Origin of the sequence: Nocardiopsis sp. ATB16-24 (genome assembly GCF_030271535.1) — a bacterium.
Classification (GTDB): Bacteria; Actinomycetota; Actinomycetes; order Streptosporangiales; family Streptosporangiaceae; genus Nocardiopsis.
The window spans coordinates 35,557-57,413 of record NZ_JASCXJ010000022.1; the positions used below are offsets into that span (position 1 = coordinate 35,557).

General features: G+C 71.1%; 15 protein-coding genes. 7 read left to right on the forward strand and 8 right to left on the reverse strand.

All coding sequences use genetic code 11. The features are described from left to right. Positions 1-139: 139 nt before the first annotated feature. Entirely contained in the window at positions 140-1,255 is a 1,116-nt protein-coding gene (locus tag PFX91_RS20035; RefSeq protein WP_285734161.1) for a COX15/CtaA family protein, read from the forward strand. On the opposite strand, the gene PFX91_RS20040 is transcribed toward PFX91_RS20035, so the two are convergent. After that, positions 1,188-2,477 carry a PrsW family intramembrane metalloprotease gene (locus PFX91_RS20040; RefSeq protein ID WP_285734162.1) on the reverse strand — a complete coding sequence of 430 codons (1,290 nt, stop codon included), beginning with the start codon at positions 2,475-2,477 and terminating at the stop codon, positions 1,188-1,190. The two genes, PFX91_RS20035 and PFX91_RS20040, sit on opposite strands and share 68 nt — an antisense overlap. A 129-nt stretch (positions 2,478-2,606) precedes the next feature. Continuing rightward, a complete protein-coding gene (locus tag PFX91_RS20045) occupies positions 2,607-3,572 on the reverse strand; it encodes a heme o synthase (RefSeq protein WP_285734163.1) in 966 nt (321 codons plus the stop codon). A gap of 695 nt (positions 3,573-4,267) precedes the next feature. On the opposite strand from PFX91_RS20045, the gene tkt reads away from it, so the two are divergent. The 5 genes from tkt to pgl all read left to right on the forward strand — a co-directional run bounded on the left by tkt (position 4,268) and on the right by pgl (position 10,973). Further along, the gene (gene tkt / locus PFX91_RS20050; protein ID WP_285734164.1) at positions 4,268-6,361 is read left to right on the forward strand and encodes a transketolase; all 2,094 of its coding nucleotides are present in this window, start codon (positions 4,268-4,270) and stop codon (positions 6,359-6,361) included. A gap of 93 nt (positions 6,362-6,454) precedes the next feature. Further along, positions 6,455-7,561, forward strand: coding sequence for a transaldolase (gene tal / locus PFX91_RS20055; RefSeq protein ID WP_285734165.1), 1,107 nt, complete (start codon positions 6,455-6,457; stop codon positions 7,559-7,561). A gap of 160 nt (positions 7,562-7,721) precedes the next feature. Beyond that, positions 7,722-9,275, forward strand: a complete 1,554-nt coding sequence (zwf, locus tag PFX91_RS20060; RefSeq protein WP_285734238.1) for a glucose-6-phosphate dehydrogenase — start codon at positions 7,722-7,724, stop codon at positions 9,273-9,275. A gap of 28 nt (positions 9,276-9,303) precedes the next feature. Next, positions 9,304-10,230: a glucose-6-phosphate dehydrogenase assembly protein OpcA gene (locus tag PFX91_RS20065; protein WP_285734166.1), complete on the forward strand. Its 927-nt coding sequence runs from the start codon at positions 9,304-9,306 to the stop codon at positions 10,228-10,230. Continuing rightward, a complete protein-coding gene (gene pgl / locus PFX91_RS20070; RefSeq protein WP_285734167.1) occupies positions 10,227-10,973 on the forward strand; it encodes a 6-phosphogluconolactonase in 747 nt (248 codons plus the stop codon). The genes PFX91_RS20065 and pgl overlap by 4 nt, the downstream gene beginning before the upstream one ends. Positions 10,974-11,055: 82 nt before the next feature. On the opposite strand, the gene PFX91_RS20075 is transcribed toward pgl, so the two are convergent. Together PFX91_RS20075 and PFX91_RS20080 are read right to left on the reverse strand one after the other, a co-directional pair. Further along, the gene (locus PFX91_RS20075) at positions 11,056-13,233 is read right to left on the reverse strand and encodes a PDDEXK family nuclease (RefSeq protein WP_285734169.1); all 2,178 of its coding nucleotides are present in this window, start codon (positions 13,231-13,233) and stop codon (positions 11,056-11,058) included. A 148-nt stretch (positions 13,234-13,381) separates the two neighbouring features. Beyond that, on the reverse strand, positions 13,382-13,807 hold the full coding sequence (locus tag PFX91_RS20080) for a hypothetical protein (protein WP_285734171.1): 426 nt from the start codon (positions 13,805-13,807) through the stop codon (positions 13,382-13,384). A gap of 359 nt (positions 13,808-14,166) precedes the next feature. Between PFX91_RS20080 and PFX91_RS20085 the strand changes: the two genes are divergently transcribed. After that, a complete protein-coding gene (locus PFX91_RS20085; protein WP_285734173.1) occupies positions 14,167-15,312 on the forward strand; it encodes a hypothetical protein in 1,146 nt (381 codons plus the stop codon). Positions 15,313-15,336: 24 nt separating this feature from the next. Here the strand turns inward: PFX91_RS20085 and PFX91_RS20090 are convergent, their stop codons facing one another. From PFX91_RS20090 to PFX91_RS20105, 4 genes are read right to left on the reverse strand one after another with little or no spacing between them, the layout of a single operon-like run. After that, complete coding sequence (locus PFX91_RS20090) at positions 15,337-17,553, reverse strand: TIGR03986 family type III CRISPR-associated RAMP protein (RefSeq protein WP_285734174.1); 2,217 nt, start codon at positions 17,551-17,553, stop codon at positions 15,337-15,339. Further along, positions 17,550-18,296: a hypothetical protein gene (locus PFX91_RS20095; RefSeq protein ID WP_285734176.1), complete on the reverse strand. Its 747-nt coding sequence runs from the start codon at positions 18,294-18,296 to the stop codon at positions 17,550-17,552. The genes PFX91_RS20090 and PFX91_RS20095 overlap by 4 nt, the downstream gene beginning before the upstream one ends. Before the next feature lie 3 nt (positions 18,297-18,299). Next, the gene (locus PFX91_RS20100; RefSeq protein ID WP_285734177.1) at positions 18,300-19,919 is read right to left on the reverse strand and encodes an RAMP superfamily CRISPR-associated protein; all 1,620 of its coding nucleotides are present in this window, start codon (positions 19,917-19,919) and stop codon (positions 18,300-18,302) included. Beyond that, positions 19,916-21,733: a hypothetical protein gene (locus tag PFX91_RS20105; RefSeq protein ID WP_285734179.1), complete on the reverse strand. Its 1,818-nt coding sequence runs from the start codon at positions 21,731-21,733 to the stop codon at positions 19,916-19,918. The genes PFX91_RS20100 and PFX91_RS20105 overlap by 4 nt, the downstream gene beginning before the upstream one ends. Between the last annotated feature and the right edge of the window lie 124 nt (positions 21,734-21,857).

Genomic DNA, 21,857 nt, shown 5'->3' on the forward strand with positions numbered 1-21,857 from the left:
CTCTTCTTCGGAGGGGGCTCCCGCCCACAGGAGCCCCCTCCTTTCGTCGTCCGTGGCGTCGGCGCAGGTCGTCGTACGTGGTGTCGGTGCAGGTGGAGCCGGTCACCGGCACGCAAAACGATGTACTACAGTCTGTCGTATGTCTGTTTCCCCGGCCTCCGCGGCACCGGCCGCGAACACACTCCCCCCAGTCGCGGCGGAGGACATCGTCCTCCTCGGAGTCCCCCTGTGGGGCTGGCAGATCGCCGTCGCGGCGGCCGGAGTCCTCGCACTGGTGCTTCTGGCGCGCACCATCTGGAACCCCACCCCGAGGTCCCTGCGCGCCTGGACCCTGGGCAACATCATCGTCAACGCCGGTATCGCCGTCACCGGTGCGACCGTACGCGTCACCTCCTCGGGACTGGGCTGCTCGGAATGGCCCAAGTGCACGCCCGAGAGCTTCGTGCCCATCGACACCGGGCACGCCGCGCTCAACGCCGCCATCGAGTTCGGCAACCGAACGCTCACCTTCGTCGTACTCGCGGTCGCCGTCATCACCCTCATCGCGGTCATCCGCGTGAGACCACGCCGCCGTGACCTCGTCCGGTTGGCCGCCCTCGTTCCCTTCGGTGTCCTGGGCCAGGGCGTCGTCGGCGGTATCACCGTCTGGAGCGACCTGCACCCCGCCTCGGTCGCCGCGCACTTCCTGCTGTCCATGGTGGTGGTCTTCATCACCGTGGCCCTGTACGTACGCTGCCGGGAGCCCGAGGGCAGGCCGCATGTGTCCGTGGGCCCCATGCTGCACGCGGTCAGCATCGGCCTGGTCGTGGTCGGTTTCGCGCTCCTGGTCGCCGGTACCGTGGTGACCGGCACCGGGCCGCACGGAGGCGACGCCGCCGCTCCGCGTTGGCCCTTCGACCTGCACGTGGTCACCCGACTGCACTCGGCGTTGGCCTGGTCGACCCTGGCGGGCTCGGCGTTGGCCTTCGGCATCGCCTTCCGCGGCGGTGCCGGTCGCCCCGTCAAGACGAGCAGCACGTTCCTGCTCGTCACGGTGCTCTTGCAGGGTGTGCTCGGCTACGTGCAGTACGCCCTGGGCCTGCCCGAGAGCCTGGTCGTCCTGCACGTCCTGGGTTCGGCGCTGACCTGGATCGCGATCTGTCGCCTGTACTTCTCCACCACGCGTCTGGTGCCCGTGGGGCGGGACCTCAGCGCAGATCCTGTCGCTGCCGGTGGGACGGGGGGCCTTCTTGCCGAGCACGCGCCCGGGCGATGACATCGGCGAGGTCGGCCCGGTGTAGGAACCCCGAATCCGCCGGGCTCTCCGCCCAGCCGGGGACGACCGGTCGCGGCGACCGCCCCAGGAAGGTGTCCCGGGCCACGTGCATGAGCGCGAGGAAGGCGTCCCGTCTGTTCTTCCAGTCCGATCCGGCCGACCCCGTGTCGACCCGGCGGTGCAACAGCGCCAGTTCGGTCGCGGCCAGTTGGTACTCCCTCATCGCCGTACGGCCTCCACGCCCGGCGTTGCGCGCCGCCCACTCACGGGCCCGTCGACGGGCTCTGAGGGAGCTGAGCATGGTGATGTCGGCCGGGGTGACCAGACCGGTGGCGACGTAGGGCGGCAGGTGGAGGGCGATCGCGCCGACCTGCCTGTGCCGGTCACGTGCGACCAGCGCCAGGATGCCCAGGAGCACACCGAACAGCACCATGTAGGCCACCGCCAGGCCGTGCCAGCCGAAGTAGGTGGACCCGTTCCACAGTCCGTGCAGCAGTACGGCCGCCACCCATCCGGCGACGGGCGCCAGTAGACGCAGCGGACCTGTGCGCATGGCGGCGTAGGCCACCCCGATGCCGATCATCGCGGTGAAGACGGGGTGCCCCAGGGGGGCGACGACCCCGCGGATGGCGAAGGTCGCGACCAGGGTCCCGTCGAAGAACGCGCCGAGGAAGTACAGGATGTTCTCGGTGAAGGCGAAGCCGGTGGCCACCATCCCGGCGTAGACCACCCCGTCGGTGAAGGTGTCGATCTCGTGACGACGCCGCCAGAGCAGGATGAGCAACACCATGCCCTTGGCGCTCTCCTCCACCACAGGGGCGACGATCGACGTGGTCAGGAGGCCTCCCAGCTCCTGTCCGAACAGCGGCACGGTGACGTGGGCCAGCCCCCAACTGTTGAACAACAGGGAGGCCAGCACCGCCACCCCCGCGCCCCAGACGAAGGCGAAGAACAGCACCCACCCCGGTTCGGGTTCGAGTCGATCGAGCATGAGGATCAGCGGTACCAGGATGCACACCGGGACGACCGCGGCCACGAGACTGACCGCGAAGCCGAGACCACCGTCGATCCCCGAGGCGGCCCCTCCCTCCAGGGCGAGCGACCACAGGTAGACCAGCATCCCGATCATGCAGACCACGCTGAGGGCGGTGCCCAGGGCGAGGGTCGGCGAACGGCGGGAGCGGCGGCCTTGCAGGATGGCCTTGCTGTCGAGACGGGGCATGGGCACCGATCGTAGCGGGAAACACGACGGGCACCGCCTCCGGTCGTGGGGCGGGCGCCCGAGCTCCCCGGGGACGGCGAAGGGCGGCGTCCCGATCTTCAGGACGCCGCCCCGGGCTCAGAGGGCTCCTCAGCCCAGGAGGTTGGCGATCAGCGGGTCGACGGTGACCGCCACGAACAACAGCGCCAGGTAGGCGTTGGACAGGTGGAAGAAGCCCATCGTCTTGAGCCGGGCCCCGCTCACCCCGGCACGGGAGCGGCTGAGCAGCCGGTGGGCCTGGACCACGAGCAGCGCCCCCAACGCGATGGCGACCGCGCCGTAGAACCAGGTGGTGCCCGCGACCGGCCAGAAGGCGACCGACACGATCGCGGTGGCCCAGCTGTAGAGCACGCATTCCAACAGCACGCGGCGGTCGCCGGCGACCACGGGGAGCATCGGGACCTTGGCCTGGGCGTAGTCCTCCCGGTAGCGCATGGCCAGTGTCCAGGTGTGCGGCGGCGTCCAGAAGAACACCACCAGGAACAGCACGAACGGCGCCCAGTCCAGACTGTTGGTGACCGCCGCCCAGCCGATGAGCACCGGCATGCACCCGGCGATACCGCCCCACACCACGTTCTGCGCGGTGCGCCGCTTGAGCAGCAGCGTGTACACGAAGATGTAGAACAGGATCGCGAAGACCGACAGCACCGCCGACAACGGATTCACCAGCAGGGCGAACCCGACCGTGGAGCCCACGGCCAACACCAGTCCGTAGACGAGCGCCCCGCGCGGGGTCACCAGTTCCATCGCGCCCGGACGCTGACGGGTGCGACGCATCTCACGGTCGATGTCGCGGTCGATGTAACAGTTCATCGCGTTGGCGCTGGCCGCCGACATGGTACCGAAGAGCAGAGTGGCCACCGCCGTCCACAGCGGAGGAACGCCTCCCGCTGCGACGAACATCACCGGGATGGTGGTGATGAGCAGCAGTTCGATGACGCGCGGCTTGGAGAGCGCGACGTAGGCGCGGACGTACTCGCCGAAGGAGGCTCTGCGGGAGATCTCGGGCTCGGAGCCGCCCCGCTCGGTGTGCGGAGCACGGTTGGTCAGGGCCATCAGTACCGCGTCCCCACGGCCGGACGGCTCGTTCGCGTCCCCACGGGGGGCACCGGCTCGGTTACAGACACGCGGATACCTCGACAACTCTAGGGGTTTCGATACTGCTCGCCACGCGGGGTAGAGCGGATCGACAAAGCGTCAGGATCTGCGGAAACCCCGTCAACGACATACTGTAGTACTTCCTTGTCGGCACCGGAGACCAGCCCCCTGCCAAGGGAAACGTCCCGTCCACGGGACGCTCACCACCTCAGGGGTCGCCGGGGTGGACACCAGGCTCGCATACGCCCCGACACGCCTCCAACGCGCCACCCTCCGAGGAGACCGGGCCACGGCACCGATCGAGCACCCCGCGCAACCGGATCGTCACGGAGGGCTTCGAAGGTTACCCACACCACCCCGTTACCGGCCGGTAGGGGGCGGTGTGGGGCAACGACATCCCGGGTAGCGGACGATAGGCTCGGTCATGGCTGACCCCGTCGTGGTCTCCAGTCCGCGACGGCCGCCGTTCGGGGATATCCGAGGGCGACACGTCCACGTTCCACACAGCCATGCGTGGACACACCCTCCCCTCGGGTCCGCCCTCGTGGCGGTCCATCGGAATGCCCGGCGGTGGTTCGAAGACCAACGCGACCAGCACACCCCGCGTTCCAGCCGCCGGGCGCGGGGAGTGCCCAGAAGGAGAACGAAAGTCCGTGAGCACCCACACCCCGCAGACCCTGGAGTGGTCGGACCTCGACCTCCGCGCCGTCAACACGGTCCGGGCACTGGCGATGGACTCGGTCGAGAAGGCGGGCAACGGACACCCCGGCACAGCGATGAGCCTGGCGCCCGCCGCCTACCTCCTCTTCCAGAAGGTCATGCGGCACGACCCCTCCGACCCCGAGTGGACCGGCCGCGACCGTTTCGTGCTGTCGGTCGGCCACTCCAGCCTCACTCTCTACATCCAGCTCTACCTCGCCGGATACGGGCTGGAGCTGGACGACCTCAAGAGCCTGCGCCAGTGGGGGAGCCGCACTCCGGGACACCCCGAGTACAGCCACACCCCCGGCGTGGAGACCACCACCGGGCCCCTGGGCCAAGGTGTGGGCAACGCCGTCGGCATGGCCATGGCCGCCCGTCGTGAACGCGGTCTGTTCAACCCCGAGGCGGGTCCGGGCGCCAGCCCCTTCGACCACCACATCTTCGCCCTGTGCTCCGACGGCGACGTCCAAGAGGGTGTGAGCCACGAGGCCAGCGCCCTGGCGGGGACCCAGAAACTGGGCAACCTCATCATGATCTGGGACGACAACAAGATCTCCATCGAGGACGACACCCGCATCGCGCACTCGGAGGACGTCGCCGAGCGCTACCGCGCCTACGGCTGGCACGTGGAAGAGGTCGACTGGACCTCCACCGGCGAGTACGTCGAGGACGTCGACGCCCTGTACCAGGCCATCCTGCGCGGCAAGGCCGAGACCGAGCGCCCGACCTTCATCCGTCTGCGCACCATCATCGGCTGGCCCGCGCCCAACAAGCAGAACACCGGCGCCATCCATGGCGCGGCCATCGGCCAGGAGGAGATCTCCGCCACCAAGGCGATCCTCGGCCTGCCCGACGAGCCCTTCGCCGTCGAGGACGAGGTCATCGAGCACACCCGCCGCGCCATCGACCGGGGCCGGGAGGCGCACGCCGCCTGGGAGGTGGGGTTCAAGGCCTGGCACGAGAGCGCCGGCGAGCACGCCGAGCTGTTCGACCGCCTGGTCCACAAGCGACTGCCCGAGGCCTGGGAGAAGAAGATCCCCTTCTTCGAGCCCAGCGAGAAGGGCATGGCCACCCGCAAGGCCAGTGGCGAGGTGCTCTCGGCCGTGGCGCCCGTGCTGCCGGAGCTGTGGGGCGGCTCGGCCGACCTGGCCGGATCCAACAACACCACGCCCAAGGGTGAGCAGTCCTTCCTGCCCTTCGATCGCGCCAGCGAGATGTTCCCGGGCGGCCCCTACGGTCGTGTGCTGCACTTCGGCGTGCGTGAACACGGCATGGGCACGATCCTCAACGGCATCGCCCTGCACGGTCCCACCCGTCCCTACGGCGGCACGTTCCTGGTCTTCAGCGACTACATGCGCCCCGCGGTGCGTCTGGCCGCGATCATGCAACTGCCCGTGGTCTACGTGTGGACGCACGACTCCATCGGCCTGGGCGAGGACGGTCCGACCCACCAGCCGGTCGAGCACCTGTGGTCGCTGCGCGCCATCCACGGCCTGGACGTCATCCGCCCGGCCGACGCCAACGAGACCGCCGTGGTGTGGCGCTCGGTCATCGAAAGCGGTGACCGTCCCGCCGCGCTGGCGCTGACCCGTCAGAACCTGCCCGTCCTGGACCGCGAGGAGTACGCCTCGGCGGAGGGTGCCGTCAAGGGCGGCTACGTGCTGGCCGAGGCGGACGGGGGCGCCCCGGAGTTGATCATCATCGCCACCGGCAGCGAGGTGCAGATCGCGTTGGAGGCCCGTAAGGAGCTACAGCGGGCCGGCACGCCCACCCGGGTGGTCTCCATGACGTGCGTGGAGTGGTTCGAGCGACAGAGCCAGGAGTACCGCGACGAGGTGCTGCCGCCCTCGGTGCGCGCCCGGGTGTCGGTGGAGGCCGGCATCGCCATGGGTTGGCGCGCCTACGTCGGTGACGCCGGGGAGTCGGTCAGTCTGGAGCACTACGGCGCCTCCGCCCCGTACCAGGTCCTGTACGAGAAGTTCGGATTCACCACCGAGGCCGTCGTCGAGGCGGCTCGCAAGAGTCTCTCCAAGGCCGGAAGCTGATTCGGGCGGGCCCCGTCGCACGTGCGACGGGGCCCGCCCCACGTGTGCGACCAGGGGCGACACCTTACTCGCCCCGAGGAAGGCGTGATACCCATGAGCAACGCACTCCAGGACCTCTCCCAGGCGGGCGTGTCCATCTGGTTGGACGACCTGAGCCGGGAGCGACTGCGTTCGGGCAACCTGGCCGAGTTGGTCTCGACCCACCACTTGACCGGAGTCACCTCCAACCCCACCATCTTCGACAAGGCCCTCTCCGAGGGGAACGCCTACGACCAGCAGGTCCACGAGCTGGCCGTGCGCGGGGTCTCGGTGGAGGAGGCGGTCCGTATGGTCACCGCCTACGACATCCGTTGGGCCGCGGACGTCCTGCGTCCGGTCTATGAGTCCACCGACCGCGTGGACGGCCGGGTCTCGTTGGAGGTCGACCCGCGTCTGGCCCACGAGACCGAACGCACGGTCGCCGAGGCCAAGGCGCTGTGGTGGCTGGTGGACCGCCCCAACCTGATGATCAAGATCCCGGCCACGGCCGCGGGACTTCCGGCGATCACCCAGGTGCTGGGGCAGGGCATCAGCGTCAACGTCACGTTGATCTTCTCCCTGGAGCGCTACCGCCAGGTGATGGACGCGTTCTTGGAGGGGATGGAGCTGGCCCGCACCAACGGCCACGACCTCTCCCGCATCCAGTCGGTGGCCTCCTTCTTCGTCAGCCGTGTGGACACCGAGGTGGACAGGCGCCTGAAGGAGATCGGCACCGACGAGGCGCGCTCCCTGCTGGGCCGGGCCGCCATCGCCAACGCCCGCCTGGCCTACCAGGCCCACCAGGAGGTCTTCTCCTCCTCCGAGTGGAAGACCCTGGAGGAACAGGGCGCCAAGCCGCAGCGCCCGCTGTGGGCCTCCACCGGTGTGAAGGACCCCTCCTACGAGGACACCCTCTACGTCACCGAACTGGTGGCTCGCGACACCGTGAACACGATGCCGCAGGCCACCCTGGACGCCACCGCCGACCACGGCCGGATCACCGGGAACACCGTGCTGGGCACCTATGACCAGGCAAGGGCCGACTTCGCCGCGCTGGAGGACGCCGGGATCAACCTGACCGACGTTTTCGCGGTGTTGGAGGAGGAGGGCGTGGACAAGTTCATCAAGTCCTGGGACAGCCTGCTCGGCGCGCTGTCGGCCGAACTCGACAAGCTCTCCTGAGCACCGTGGCCGCTCCCGGCCCGAGCGTCGGGAGGGCCGCGTCCGGCTCTTCATGCCACCGAAACCGTCGTCCGCCGTCCCCTACGGGGCGGCGGGGGCGGACCCGATCGTCCCACCGGCCACTCTCGACAGGAAGACCAGACCCTTGAAAGAACCGGTGATGCCCGGAGCGGTCCCCAACCCGCTCCGCAACACCTCGGACCGCAGACTCCCCCGCATCGCCGGCCCCAGCGTGTTGGTGCTGTTCGGTGTCACGGGCGACCTGGCCCGAAAGAAGCTCCTCCCCGCCATCTACGACCTGGCCAACCGGGGGATGTTGCCGCCGGGCTTCGGTCTGGTGGGGTTCGCCCGACGCGACTGGGAGGACCAGGACTTCGCGGACCAGGCCTACCAGGCGGTACGCGAGCACGCACGCACCCCCTTCCGCGAGGACGTGTGGCGACAGCTGAGCGAGGGGGTCCGTTTCGTGCAGGGCGAACTGCACGACGAGGACGCGTTCGACCGCCTGGCCCGATGCGTACGTGAACTGGACTCCGCCCGTGGCACCGGCGGCAACTACGCGTTCTACCTGTCGCTTCCGCCCAAGCTGTTCCCGACCGTGGTCACACAGCTCAAGCGGTGCGGCCTGGCCGAGGCCGGAGACGACGAGATCCCGCAGGGTGGGGTACGGCCGTGGCGTCGGGTGGTGATCGAAAAGCCCTTCGGACACGACCTGGCCAGCGCCCAGGAACTCAACGCGGTGGTGGACGAGGTGTTCCCGCCGTCATCGGTGTTCCGTATCGACCACTACCTGGGCAAGGAGACGGTCCAGAACATCCTCGCCCTGCGTTTCGCCAACACCCTGTTCGAACCCCTGTGGAACCGCGGTTACGTCGACCACGTGCAGATCACCATGGCCGAGGACATCGGGGTGGGTGGCCGCGCGGGCTACTACGACGGCATCGGCGCGGCCCGCGACGTCATGCAGAACCACCTGCTGCAACTGTTGGCGCTCGTGGCCATGGAGGAGCCCATCTCCTACAACGCGGACGCGATCCGGACGGAGAAGGAGAAGGTGCTGGAGTCGGTGGCGCTGCCCGAGGACCTGGCCACGGGCAGCGCGCGTGGCCAGTACACGGCGGGCTGGCAGGGCGGCGCCCCGGTGCGCGGCTACCTGGAGGAGGACGGTATCCCCTCCGACTCGATCACCGAGACCTACGCGGCGTTGAAACTGGAGGTGACCACCCGGCGCTGGGCCGGGGTGCCGTTCTACCTGCGCACCGGAAAACGTCTGGGCCGCCGGGTGACGGAGGTGGCGTTGGTCTTCCAGGCCGCGCCCCAGCAACTGTTCCCCCGCAGCGACGTCAGTGAACTGGGGCAGAACGCGCTGGTGCTGCGTATCCAGCCGGACGAGGGGGTGACCCTGCGTCTGGGTTCCAAGGTGCCCGGAACCAGCATGGAGGTCCGTGACGTGAGCATGGACTTCGCCTACGGACAGTCCTTCACCGAGGCCAGCCCGGAGGCCTACGAGCGGCTCATCCTGGACGTGCTCATCGGTGACCCGCCGCTCTTCCCCCGGCAGGAGGAGGTCGAGCTGTCCTGGCGGATCCTGGACCCGGTGGTGGAGTACTGGGCCAAGGAGGGGCGTCCTGAACAGTACGGTTCGGGCACGTGGGGGCCGGGGTCTGCCGAACGCCTGCTCGCCCGGGACGGCCGTCAGTGGCGGCGCCCGTGACCGGCCACGACACCCCCGGGAGGAACCGATGATGCTCTACCTGCCGCGTACCACCACCTCGCAGATCACCGAGGCGCTCATGGCGGAGCGCCTCAGTGTGGGCGGCGGCGCCATGAACATGGTGCTGACCCTGGTCATCGTCACCGACGAGGCCGACCACTACGACGCCGTACGCGCCGCCACCGAGGCCGGACGCGAGCACCCCTCGCGTGTGGTGGCGCTGATCAGACGGGACCCCGACGCCGAACCCGCCATCGACGCCGAGATCCGCCGCCCGGGCACCTCGGGACCGGGCGAGGCGGTACTGCTGCGGTTGTACGGACCCTTGGGCGAGCACGCCGACTCGGTGGTCACCCCGTTGCTGGTGCCCGAGGCGCCGGTGGTGGCGTGGTGGCCGGGCGTGGGGCCGGTCAACCCGGCGGCCGACCCGGTGGGCCGTCTGGCCCAGCGTCGGATCACCGACGCCCTGCGCGCCCAGGATCCGATGAGGGACCTGCTGGAACGGGTGGCCGACTACAGCCCGGGCGACACCGACCTGACCTGGACCCGCCTGACGCCGTGGCGCTCGCTGTTGGCCAGCGCCATGGACCAGCCGTGTGGTTGGGTGACCTCGGCCAAGGTGACGGCCGAACCGCACTACCCGAGTGCGGAACTGCTGGCCGCATGGCTCTCCGACCGACTGAACGTACCGGTGGAGCGTGCCGTGTCGAACGGACCGGGCCTGACCGAGGCCCGACTGACCACCGACCAGGGGGACATCGCGATCACCCGGGTGGACGGTCGGGTGGCCACACTGACGCGGTTCGGACAGCCGGACCAGACGGTGGCGCTGCCCCAGCGGTCCGCCGCCGGGGCCCTGGCCGAGGAACTGCGTCGACTGGACGCTGACGAGACCTACGCGAGCGCGGCCCGTCATCTGGGGCCGCTGCTCCTGGAAAGCGGAGCGGGAACATGAACGAACCGGAGATCATCCGACACTCCGACGCGGGAGCACTGGCCGACAGTGTCGCGTTGAAGCTGGTGAACATGATCGTCCAGGCCGAGTCGGACAGGCGCGAGTTCCACCTGGTGCTGACCGGCGGCGGGATCGGCATCCGCGCACTGGAGGCGGTGCACGACCACTCCAAGGAGGCCGGGATGAACTGGTCCCACGTCCACCTGTGGTGGGGCGACGAGCGGTTCCTGCCGAACAAGGACCCCGAACGCAACGAGACCCAGGCGTGCGAGGCGCTGATCGACCGGATCCCGATCCCCTCACGCAACGTGCACCCGATGCCCGCCTCCGACGGCATGGACGGTGACCACATCGAACACGCGGCCACCCGGTACGGACGTGAGCTGGCGGTGGCGGCGCGCGGTCAGGGCCCCGTTCCCGTCTTCGACGTGTGCCTGCTGGGCGTGGGCCCGGACGCACACGTGGCCTCGCTGTTCCCCGGGCTGCCGGGGGTACGCGAGGACGAGGCGTCCGTGACCGCGGTGTACGACTCCCCCAAGCCGCCACCGCGGCGGATCACCCTGACCCTGTCCTCCATCCGCGCCTCGCGTGAGGTGTGGGTGCTCGCCTCGGGTGAGGGCAAGGCCGAGGCCGTACGCCTCGGTCTGGCGGGGGGCGATGTCGACGAGGCCCCCGTGGCCGGGGCACGCGGCTCGGAGAGGACCGTGTTCTGGTTGGACGAGGATGCGGCCTCGCGACTGTAGTCGGGCCGTGTGAGGGCTCGGTCGAAGACCGGTTCGTCCGGTCCGGCCGGGCCCTCACGTGTTCCCGCCGGGGGCGGAGGGGTCAGAGCACGCTGACGTCGGTGTCGAAGAGGTCGGGTAGCGCGTTCGGGGAGGCGATCGCCACCACCGGACGCAGGGGTTCGCCGAAGGAGATCCGTCCGTGTCCACCTCTCTCCCCCGGTTCGGCGTGGGTGATCCAGTCCACGAGTTCGACCGCGCGACCGACGTCCCCGCCGGGCCGGGTCAGGGCGATCACCGTCCCGGCCACGTCACAGCGCGTGTTGAGGTGCACGGTCGCGGCGAAGACGCTCTGGGCCCATGAGCCCCGGCCGACCTCGTGGAGCCGTGTGTCGAAGGCGCGCCGTCGACGCCATCCCGGTGCGGTCAGGCCCACCGCGCGGTCGTCGAAGGTGAGCACCAGACTGGGTCGTTCCTGGGCGCTCAGGCACTCCTCGGCGTCGGTGAGGGAGGTGTCCATCCACACGTCCACCGGCCCGGTGGCCGCCCGGACCAGGGCGGCGCAGGCCGCGTCGAGCAGTTCGGTGTCCACCTGGGAGCGGGCCTCCCGGCACGCCCGCCCGGCCAGGAAGGGCATGGCCTTCTCGTGGTCCCTTCGCCCGTTCCCGTCGACTCGGACGTATCCGTGCAGGACCAGCGGCCAGTCCACACCGGCCCGCCCCCGCAGGGGCAGGGGGCCGTGCGTCAGGCAGAGCACGGTACGCCCGCGTGCCAGCTGGTAGGTGGTGCAGGCGCCGGTGTCGCGGGCGGCCAGGGCCAGGCCCAGGCTCATCGCCTTGGTGCCGGTGGTGATGTCGGCGACGACCGGGGGCGGCGGGTCGGCCCTTCGTTCACGGGTGATCCAGTCCCAGGCGGCGGCGACGACCGCGTCGGTGTCGAAGCCGTCGACGGGCTCGGCGGGAAAACGGACCCGGTCGTGGTACCCGCTCTTCCTGAGCAGGTCGGCGTCCGCGGGTGCGGCGTCGGGGTTCTCCGCGGCGTGCAGGGTGCGCGCGGCGGACTCACGCACCCCGTCGCGCACGCTCTGTCTGGAGGACAGCACCAGAGTGCGGGCGGGCCGATGGGCGTGTACGGCCGTGAGCGTTCCCAGGCGACTGCCGCCGAGGGAGGTGACCAGGACGGGCCGGTCCTCGGGGGTCGGGTGACGTTCGGGCGGTGGGACGGGGGGACCGTCCTGGTCGGGGGGCCGGAGGGGAACGACCGAGGGTCGGGGACCCGGGCCCGGGAAGAAGGCCCTGCGGATGTGCTCGAAGGAGGTCAGACGTGCCAACAGGTCGTCCAGGTTCCACACGTGCACGTTGCGGGCGGTCAGGGCGGGGTTGTAGGCGGTGACGCGCTCGCGCAGACCGGGGACGGCCGGCCCCGAGTAGACGAACAGCACCTGGACGGCGGTGCCGAAGACCCGGCGGGCCTTGGCCACGGTCCATCCCGCCCGGGCCACGACGTCGTCGGGGCGGGTCTTGGCCTCCACGACCAGCACACGGTGCCGGTAGCGCACGACCGCGTCGAAGTCGGCGATGGAACCGTGCGGGTGGCGGGGGTCGGCGACCTGACGCGCCCCGATCACCTCGGTGTCGGAGCGGCGACGTGTATGGCGCAGGAGGTGGGAGAGGATCCGGCCCTCGGTGACGACACCGCGCCGCGCCGCCGGGGACAGGTCGGGAAAGCGCGCTCCAAGTGCCTGCCCTCCCCCTCGCACGAAGAGGCGGACGGGTTCGGGGTCGCTGTCGTCGAGCCAGCGTGCGCCGTGGATTCCGGCGAGGGTGGCCAGGTCGATCCCCTCGTCGACCACGGGAAGCTCGGAGCCGTCGGCCGCGCGCAGGGTGTCGCGGACGGGGTCGAGGTAGTGGCGCCAACGGCGGGCGTGGGGGTGACGGTCGAGGGGCAGGAGCCGTTCGTGCAGGAGCGCCGCGGCCACGCTCATCACCTTGGTGCCTCCGGTGTAGTCCAGGAACCAGGGTCGGCCTCCGTTGGCCCGGTGCAGGGCGGCCAGGGTGTCGTTGACGGGACCGAAGTCGTGGGGGTCGGCCCCCACGCTCACCACCCGCACCGACGCGGGTGCGGCCGACCGTTCCACGGCGGTCGCGACCAGCTCGGCGAGGGCTCGGGTTCGGTCACTGGCGACCAGGGCCAGATGGTCGGCGGGCAGGGTGAGCGAGGACAGCAGTGCGGGGGTGGGGTTGTGCCCGACCAGCACGACGGCGGCACCGGGGTCGTACACGACGTCCTTTGCGGCAGGGGAAGGGGACGGACGTCCACGCTAGTGGACCGGCCCGAGGTTCGGGGGTCGTACGCGACGTCGATGACGCGCCCGACCCCCGGTGCGGGCCTTCCACGCGACTCCGCCGCCGAGCGGCCGGGCCGGGGCCTCAACACCCCTCCCGTACCCGGTGGTCCGCGAAGGCGTCCGCCCCCTCCTTCCCGGTCGGCGGGCCGCCCACCCGGGCCCGGACACCGCTCCGTATCGGAAGGCCGCTGACGACGAACGACCGGCAGGCGGTGACCACGCCTTCGCCGTCACGCACCAGGTCGGAGGGCACGAGCAGGTCCTCGCGTTCGGGGTGGGCGGAGCCGACCACGGAGGAGACGATGAACCACACCCCCTCCTGCGGTTCGGGGAGGTCGGCCCGGGTACGTTCCTCCGCCATCAACGGCACCCCGTCCACCTCCATCCCCACGGGAACACGCACCGCCTCCACCCGGGCGGGCTCGGTGGACCTGGGCCAGCGTCGGATGACGCGCGACCTCTCGTCCACGACCGTCACCACATGCGGTGTCAGGTTGACCACCCGCATCCGGCGACCTCCGTTCCGTTCGTTTCCTCCGGCCCCGACGGCCGTGGCCACGGTCCGCCCCGGCCCTCACCGCAGTCTCTCGGACACATCCGCAGGCTCTGGAACTGCGTACCAATTCGGGAAACGAGAGAAGAATATTAATCATGGTGACTGGTGTCCATTTCATTGCTCTCTCCACAGTTTGATGAAGAGAAGTACTGGGGTCCAAGAATTGACATTTCCCCCACGGTGGTCCTACTTTGATATTCGGCCTCCCGTTGACGCGGGAGTGTCACCTGAGGTCTCACGTCTCTTTCGTACGTGCTCTCCCGGAGGGTCGGGGGAGCGTCCCGACCCCGGATCACCGGGGAGAAGAGTTCGTGAGCACGCACCATTGTTCCGCCTGGGAACTGTTCGGCTCCGCCGCCTTCCTGCGCGCCTTCACGCGCGTTCTGGGGTGCGGGCCCTGTTCCTCGGACGGAACCGCGCAGGGCTGCTCGGGTCACTCCGAACAGTTCTGCGACTATGTCGACCTGTGCGCCGAGTACTGCCCGTGCCCGGTGCACGGCGGCGACCCCGACGGTGTCGTCGCCGTGCGCATGCGGCACGCCGAGCCCGACGGCGACGGCGTCGACCGCACCGCCGCCCACCGGCTGCGCGACGCCTTGGACGACGTACGTCGGGACCGTTCCTACAAGAACCTGCGCCGTGTCTACCCTCAACGCACCGCCAAGGGACAGGTGCGCTGCGCCTTCTCCGAACGCCCACGGCGCTGGGCCCAGCGCCGCGACGTGGCCGCTGTCGCCCCCGAGGTGGTCGACCAGGAGGCGTTGGCCATGCTCGTGCTCACCGCGGGCTGGGGAAACCCCGCCGCGGACCTGCCCGAGGACATCCACCCGGGCGAAACGGTCTCCTTCACAGAGGACGGCAGTGCGGTGCCCGTCGCCGACCTGCACGGACGTTCCCTGACCGAGGTCAGGGAACCGCCCATGGTCTCCACCGCGACCGGCGACTACCTGCTGCGCAAGTTGGCCGAACTGGCCTCAGGACGTGACGCCGACCCCGGTCGCACCCCCGATCAGCGACGCCGTCTGTTGCTGCGTGGGCTGTTGCCCACGATGAACGGCGAGGACATCGCGCGCAGACTCACCGGGGTCCTGGGGCGGATGGCCGTGAACATGCCCCTGCACTTCGCGTTGGTGCAGCAGGCGCGCGGCCGAGCCCGCAGCGCACCCTACTCCCCCGTCCCCGACGTCCCCGAAACGGCTGAGGAGCCCTTCCCTCGGCGTGAGGTGCTCGGCGAGGAGGAGCGCGCCTGGCTGGAGCGCGCCGCCTCGGAGCTGACCGCTCGCGCACAGGAGTCACGGGAGGACTTCGAGGCCGATCCCCACGGTGCCCTCGACGCCCTGGTGTGCGCCCTGCTGGAGAGGAGTCCGACCGTGCCCGCGCTGTGGGCCCGAGCCCAGGACGACCCCGATCTGCGCGCCGACCTGTTGGAGGCACTGGCCGAGACCATCGACGGCTGACCGGCGCGGGGCCCCGCGGTCGGCTCATCCTCCGGGGCCCCCGACCCGGGCGAACCGTCGGGTCAGCGGCTGCAACACGGGATACTCGGCGAACTCGCGCAGGGACATCACCGCGGTCTCCTCCCACGGCAGACGGCCGCGCCACCGACCGGCCAGACACACGTCCACCGCCTGCTCCACCTCACGCCACCGTTCCGGAGCGGGCTCGCCCGACAGACGCCGGCGCACCAGCGAGGTCCCGAAAGCGTCCAGGAAGCCCTGGACCCGGTCCTCGTCGGCCCGCACGACCCCCGCCGCCGGAGTGATGTCCAAGGCGCGGGCACGCCGGTCCACCAGGTACAGCTCCGGTCGCAGGTGCACGCTGCCCATGCCCAGGGACTTGCCCATACCGACCTTGTGGGCGTGCGAGGGATCGCCCCGATCCCCTCCGTCCCACGGATTGTCGAGCAGAAGGGCGCGCATCAGCACACCGAGCTCTCCTTCGGTGAGGTTGGTGAAGGTGACGCGTGCACGGAAGGTGAGCCCGTCCCGCAGGGGAACGATGTCGCGTTGGGTCTCACGGGGCGGCTCGGCCCCAGACCCCGGCGGCAGTACCACCACACCCAGCTCCTCCTGGGTCCGCGCGTCGTAACGGACCGGCGTTCCCAGCTCGGCTCGGTGCCGGTGCAGGTACGTCTTGTACCCGCCCAGGCGCACCCTGCCCTCGTGCGACCACGTGATGACGTCGGGCCTCTCCCCCGTCCCCGCCTCCGGCCCCTGGACCAGGTAGTTGGCGAAGCAGCCGCGTTGAGGGGAGAGAAGCTGGACGCGCAGGGCCGCGCCGTCGGGATAGTCCGGGTCGGGATCGGTGCTCAACGCGCTGCCGAACGACACCCGGCCCTTGGAGGCGCCCGACTCACCGGCGAAGGTGTCGATGTCCCCGAACAGGGCCCGACACACGTCCACGGTGCGTCCGGCCCGTGAGGCCCGGTCGGGATCCCCGTGTTGGGGCCCCAGAAGCGTCTCGGGCAGGGCTCGTCGGATCGGGTCGTCCTCGCTGACGGAGATCCGGTAGCCGCCGGAGCGACCGAAGGAGACCACCGTGTCGGAGGGGTCGAGGTCGAACCAGACCGGTTCGAGGTCACGCCGCGGCAGGCCTCCACCGCCGACTCCGGCCACCGGTTCGCGTCCGGGATCGGCCGGACCGGTGCTGAGGGTGTCGGGGAAGGCGGCGCGCTGGTAGCCGGTGACCTGTTCCGCCGACTCGAACAGCGCCACCATGGAGTCGGGGACGGGAAGGCGCGCGCCCGAGTGGGAGGGGCTCGGAAAGAGATAGGCGTTGCGGCGCTCCCCCGCGGCGACCCCCGTCAGCACGACCAGTGCGCGGATCACCCCGCCCCGCCCCGGTTCACCGGCGTGGCCGCCGCGTGCGCGCAGGTAGGCGCGGGCCTCGGCGTCCGTCGGCGCCACGGCCGCCACCCGGCGCTCCTGCGGCAGGTGGACGGCGTGCACCCACCGGTATTGCAAACGTCCGTGCTGCTCGTGGGTGGTGGGCACGTAGGTGTTGTTCCTGGGAGGGTCGGGGAAGGTGTCGACCCCGAAATCCCAGGTGCGCAGGCTCTCCCGGAGGACCGTGAAGGAGACCTTGAGGGCTCGGCCCGATTCCCCGGTCACCGGGGTGGAGGGCACCTCGACCACGTACCAGCGCCCCTCGTCCTGGGAGTGGAACAGAAAGCCCTGTTTGGTCCGCAGCCCGACGCGGCGCCTGCGGTAGTGGGAGTGCCGTTGGGCCATGATCCGTCGCGCCCGGGCTGACAGGGTGCCGTCGGCACGGTCGGGGTCGATGCGCACGGGCGCGCGGAAGAACAACATGGGCGTGTTGACCGGACCCGTCTCCCCGCTGGTGAGCATGCGTACGGTGTTGCGGACCAATCCGCGCAGGGTGGAACCCGGGATGGCGGGCAGGTGGCGCTCACCGTGGGGGAGACGGAAGGAGGGGCTCACCCGGCCACGTTCGGGGGTCCTCCCGACGAAGGTGGGGGTGAGCGTGGTCAGGGTCAGGTCGATCCACCCCGCATGGGTGCCGTCCACCGTCCTGTCATGGCTACGCAGCAACGCGTCGGTGCGATGTCCGTCGTGCAGGTCGTGGGCGGGCATGGGGGTGTCGGCGAGACGGACCAGTCCATAGGGGGCCGTCGCGTGGAAGGTGCGGGACTCCGGCCCGACCGCTCCGGTGGGATGGGGAACATGGTCGGACCTCAACGCTCCTCCCGTCCGATCTCGTCACCGGTGCCCACGTCGAACTCCGGCCCGGTCGGTTTGACACCCGTGTGCACACCGGTGAGCCGGTGGAAGGCCACCCCCACCGCCCCGGTGTCGGGGTCATCGGCCCAGTACTCGCGCACGGTCAGCCAGGTGCCCGAGCTCTCCAGCGCGGTCCTGCCTCCGGCCTCGGGGCGTGATCGCCCCGAGAAATCGACCCACTCCACCGGGAGCACCGCCCGAGCCCCGGAGGGTTCGCCGGTCACCGAGAAGGGGATCGGTCCGTCCAGGGTCCTGCTGTGCGCGGGGCCGTTCCATCCCTGGAGGAGGAAGGAGCGGTCGCGCGGGCGTGACCACCACGGGAGGGTGCCGGGGGCGTCGGCGCTGATCCATCCGGCCTCGGCTCCCTCGCCGATGCGGATCTGGGCGTGCGGGCCGAAGACGAGGACCTCCAGTATCCGCCAGCGTTCGGGGAGGGGGGAGGGGGCCGACAGGTCCGCGGTGGACGGCTGGTCCGAGCGACGCCACCGCGCTCCCGGGCAGGCGCCGGTGAGGCGGCCGTCGACGAGTTCGGCGAGCAGCCACTGAGGACGCCCCCGGGCGCCGGGGACCCTCCCGGTACCCGTGTCGAGCAGGCGGCACCGGCGACCGTGGAGCAGGACCTCTTCCAGTACCGTCCCGACCTGATCGTCGGTCAGGCGCTGGACCGCCAGGCCGTACGGGCGCGGAGGGTGGTGGTTCACTGTCTACCTCCTTCGTGCCGCCTCGTCGCACCCGGTGAGCGCGGTGCGCAGGGCGTCCAGCCAGCCGCGCGCCGCGGCGGCCTCCGCGCTGTCGGGCTCGAACACGGCGGCGAGCAGGTCCACCGTACGTGGGGGTTCCCCGGTCCCGGTGTGGGTGGTCAGGTGGGCGCGCGTCGCGGTCAGGCGTCCGTTACCGCTTCCGGTGTCCGCGCCGAGGGCGTCGAAGGCGACGGTGGCCAGCTCGCGTACGAGAAGGGTGAACAGGCCGCGTACCGCGTCGTCCGGTTCGCGCACGTCCACGATCACCTCGGCCGTGCCACCGCAGTACAGGTCGGTGGTGAACAACCGGCCCTCGACGGCGTCGCCGAACAGCGCGTCCACGGTCAGGCGGGTGGTGGTCAACGACGCGCCCTCGGTGAGGACCGGCGTGGTGCGCAGGCCGATGCGGGAGGGGCGGGGCGGACCGCGACGCCCGGTGTCGGCGCCCCACCAGCCGTCATGCCACTCACGCCAGCGGGCGGCCGGCGCGCGCAGGTGTTCGGCCATGTCCCGCACCAGACGGCCGGCGATCCGTTTGAGAAGGGCGAACAGGGCGGTGTCGCCGAGCACCGGGACGGAGCGGGTCGACCCGTCGGTGCCCTCGGGGCGGTGCCGGTGCGCCCGGTCCACCGCACCGATCCGTTCGGGGGGAGGGGGGTCCCCGAGCAGGAGCGTTCCGGGGCGGAGTTCACCTCCAGGTCTTCCCAGGGGGTCCGTCCGTTCCGCGACGGCCAGGGTGAGGTGGAGCTCGGCGCGGTGGCGGCGGTCGGGCCGGGTGGTCCGTGCGATGAGGTGTGCGGCGGTCGCCGTTCTCCCGCAGGCGCGTAGACGGCCGGTCAGGGCGGTGGCGAGGTCTTCGGGTGCGCCGCTGAGCGCTCGGGCGCCGTGTTCCCAGCGTTCGGCCCAGGATCGGGAGTGGTAGGCGAACCAGTCGTGCTCGTCGGTGAGATCGTAACGGCGCACCGCCCAGTGGGCGGCGCGGACGTCCCCGTAGCCGCGACCGGTCCGACCGCCGAGGCGGACACCGGGGCCGGTCCCGTCCCGGCCGGTCAGACCGTCGGTGGCCAGCAGCAGGAGGGTGAGCAACCGGGCCTCGTCGGCCGGTGCGGGGACGCGCAGGCGCATGTGCGCGGTGAAGACCGTGCCCGCGGGCAGGATCTCCCACTGCCACACGCGCCCCGTCCGGACGGTGCCCGCGGCCGGATCCACCCGGACACCGGTGCGGATGGCGACCGTGGTGTCCTCGGGGAGTTCGGCGAGGGCGTCGTCCACGTCGAGGAGGCTCGTGGAGGGTGCTCTCCGGTCGGAGGTCGTGTGTTCCCGGTTCGTTCCCAGGAGCGCGTGGACGCTGTCGGGATCGCCGGTGCACGAGGCCAGCTCGTGACGCAGCAGCCCCGCCAGTGTGCTGGCGCGCAGACGGGGCGCACCGGTGAGCGGGTCCCGGTCCACACGCAGGTCCACGTCGCTCTCGGCGGCGTGGCGCGGTAGCGGTCTGGCCGCACCGACATGGGTGTCGGAGAGCAGACGCAGGCGGAAGGTGATCTGCCAGAGCAGCCCGGGGGCGTCCGTGGGATCGTCGCTCACCGGGGGCCTCCCCCGGCGGGGCGTCCCCCGTCCTGTTCCGCTCGTAGGACACGGGTGACCTCGGCCAGCCAGGAGGAGACGAGCACCAGGGCGAGGCGGGGGGCCGCACGCCGCTCCCAGGCGCGTGCGGGGGCGGACAGCCCGCCGGGGTGGTCTTCGGGCGGCAGGCCGTCGGGCAGGGACAGGTCCACGGCCGCGATCGCCTTGGCGTAGGCGGGATCGTGCTCGGGATCGGGTCGGTTCCGCGACCACCAGGCGACGGTGCCCGGCCCGCCCGGTCCCGTCAACCAGGAGAGGACGGTCACCGGGCCTCGGTGACCGGGGTGACGCAGACGGGCCCGGGCCAGGGCACGCACCAGACGGTCGTGCGGGGCCCTGCGAACACCGGTGGGATCGGCTCCCGGGCAGGTGGCGGCCCCTCCGACGAGGAGGCCCTCCAGTGCGGACAGGGCGGCCTCGGGTGTGCGATGGGCAGGGGCGGCGACCTCACGCAGACGCCCCACCAGGCCGGGAGTGAGGGGGGTGAGCAGGTCGACCGAGTCCAGGGCCAGGGCACGGGCATGGTCGCGGACCGGCCGGAGGGCGGCGTTCCACAGGAGTTCGTCGTAGAGGGCCCTCAGTCGCCCGTGCCGAAGGTCGGGCTCGGAGACGGTCCGCGCCGTGACGGCCTGCCCGCTTCTCCCGTGGAGGGGGACGACCGCGGGGGCGAGGGGTTCGGGACCCGCGGGAGGGGACAGCAGGGCGAACTGACCGTGACCGTCCACGACCCGTTCGCCGAGGGGACGCGCCTCCAGGTCACGCACCCGGCCGGTGTCCAGGTCCCGGTCCAGGCGAAGACGCACCACCGACCCCGGCCGGGCCGCCCATCGCTGGGCCATGGGTCCTCGGTAGCCGCGGTGGTAGGCGCCCACGAGCACGGCCTCCACGTGATCGGCCAGGACCCGCACTCCGGTCCCCGGCATACGCGCGGCGAAGAGGTCGAGCACCGCGGGCACCAGGGCCTGGGGACGGGCCTCGCCGTCGGCGCCCGTCAACAGTGCGGAGGACAGCAGCACCAGGTCGAGGGGGCTCCCCGCCGCCCAGGAGGGCGGCCGTACCCGCGCGATCCGGTCCGGTGTCACCAGTCGGTCGGGGTCGACCGGAGTCACGTGGACACCGCCATGGGCCCGGGTGCCTCCCGAACCGAGGGTGAGGGTGCCGTGGGCCTCCGCGAGGAAGGCGACGATCCGTTCGGCGAGCCGCTCCAAGGCGGCCGGATCGGGTGCGCGCAACTGCCACCGGGCCTCGAAGACCTGTCCCGCGTCGACGCTCGTGGCGAGGAAGGGAACGCCGTGGGCCGTGTCGTCGGTACGCGAACGGCCCAGATACTGCTCGGTGGTGGTGCTCACGGCGGCCCGCAGGGAACGGTCGGGGGTGAGGGGGTCGCGGACCGCCTGGTAGGGCGTCGTGGGGTCGGTGTCACCGAAGACGTCGACGATGGTGTCGCCGTCCTTGCCCGGGGTGTGGAGGTGGGCGGGCGCCGGGTAGGCGACGGCCGCCCGTGCGGGGCCTTCCTCCGGAACGGGGTCGCCGTCCTGTTCCAGCCGGGGGTGGGCCGTGGCGAAGCGGACCTGTTCCCCCCGCACCACCCAGTCGTGGAGTTCACGGTCGCGACCCGCGCGGTGAAGAGCGGCGGCGAGCATGCCCCGCTGGGCGCGTCCGCCGAGGGTGTGTTCGGAGTCGATGCGCAACGGATCGTAGGAGGTGCGCACCACCAGGGTGTCGGTGAGGAGGTAGCGCAACGGCAGATAGCCGCTCACTCCCGGGTCGTCCACGGGTCCGCCTCCTTCCACGCCACCACGCACCACCGCCCCCGTGTCCCCTACGCCGCCGTCACGGCCGCGGACACACGGTAGTCGCACGCGGGGAGCGCGTACTTCGGCGGGGCACTCCCCACCG

Coding starts and splice junctions, on each gene's coding strand:
- PFX91_RS20035 (WP_285734161.1), top strand. CDS start 140: ATGTCTGTTTCCCCGGCCTCCGCGGCACCGGCCGCGAACACACTCCCC.
- PFX91_RS20040 (WP_285734162.1), bottom strand. CDS start 2,477: ATGCCCCGTCTCGACAGCAAGGCCATCCTGCAAGGCCGCCGCTCCCGC.
- PFX91_RS20045 (WP_285734163.1), bottom strand. CDS start 3,572: ATGGCCCTGACCAACCGTGCTCCGCACACCGAGCGGGGCGGCTCCGAG.
- tal (WP_285734165.1), top strand. CDS start 6,455: ATGAGCAACGCACTCCAGGACCTCTCCCAGGCGGGCGTGTCCATCTGG.
- zwf (WP_285734238.1), top strand. CDS start 7,722: ATGCCCGGAGCGGTCCCCAACCCGCTCCGCAACACCTCGGACCGCAGA.
- PFX91_RS20065 (WP_285734166.1), top strand. CDS start 9,304: ATGATGCTCTACCTGCCGCGTACCACCACCTCGCAGATCACCGAGGCG.
- pgl (WP_285734167.1), top strand. CDS start 10,227: ATGAACGAACCGGAGATCATCCGACACTCCGACGCGGGAGCACTGGCC.
- PFX91_RS20080 (WP_285734171.1), bottom strand. CDS start 13,807: ATGCGGGTGGTCAACCTGACACCGCATGTGGTGACGGTCGTGGACGAG.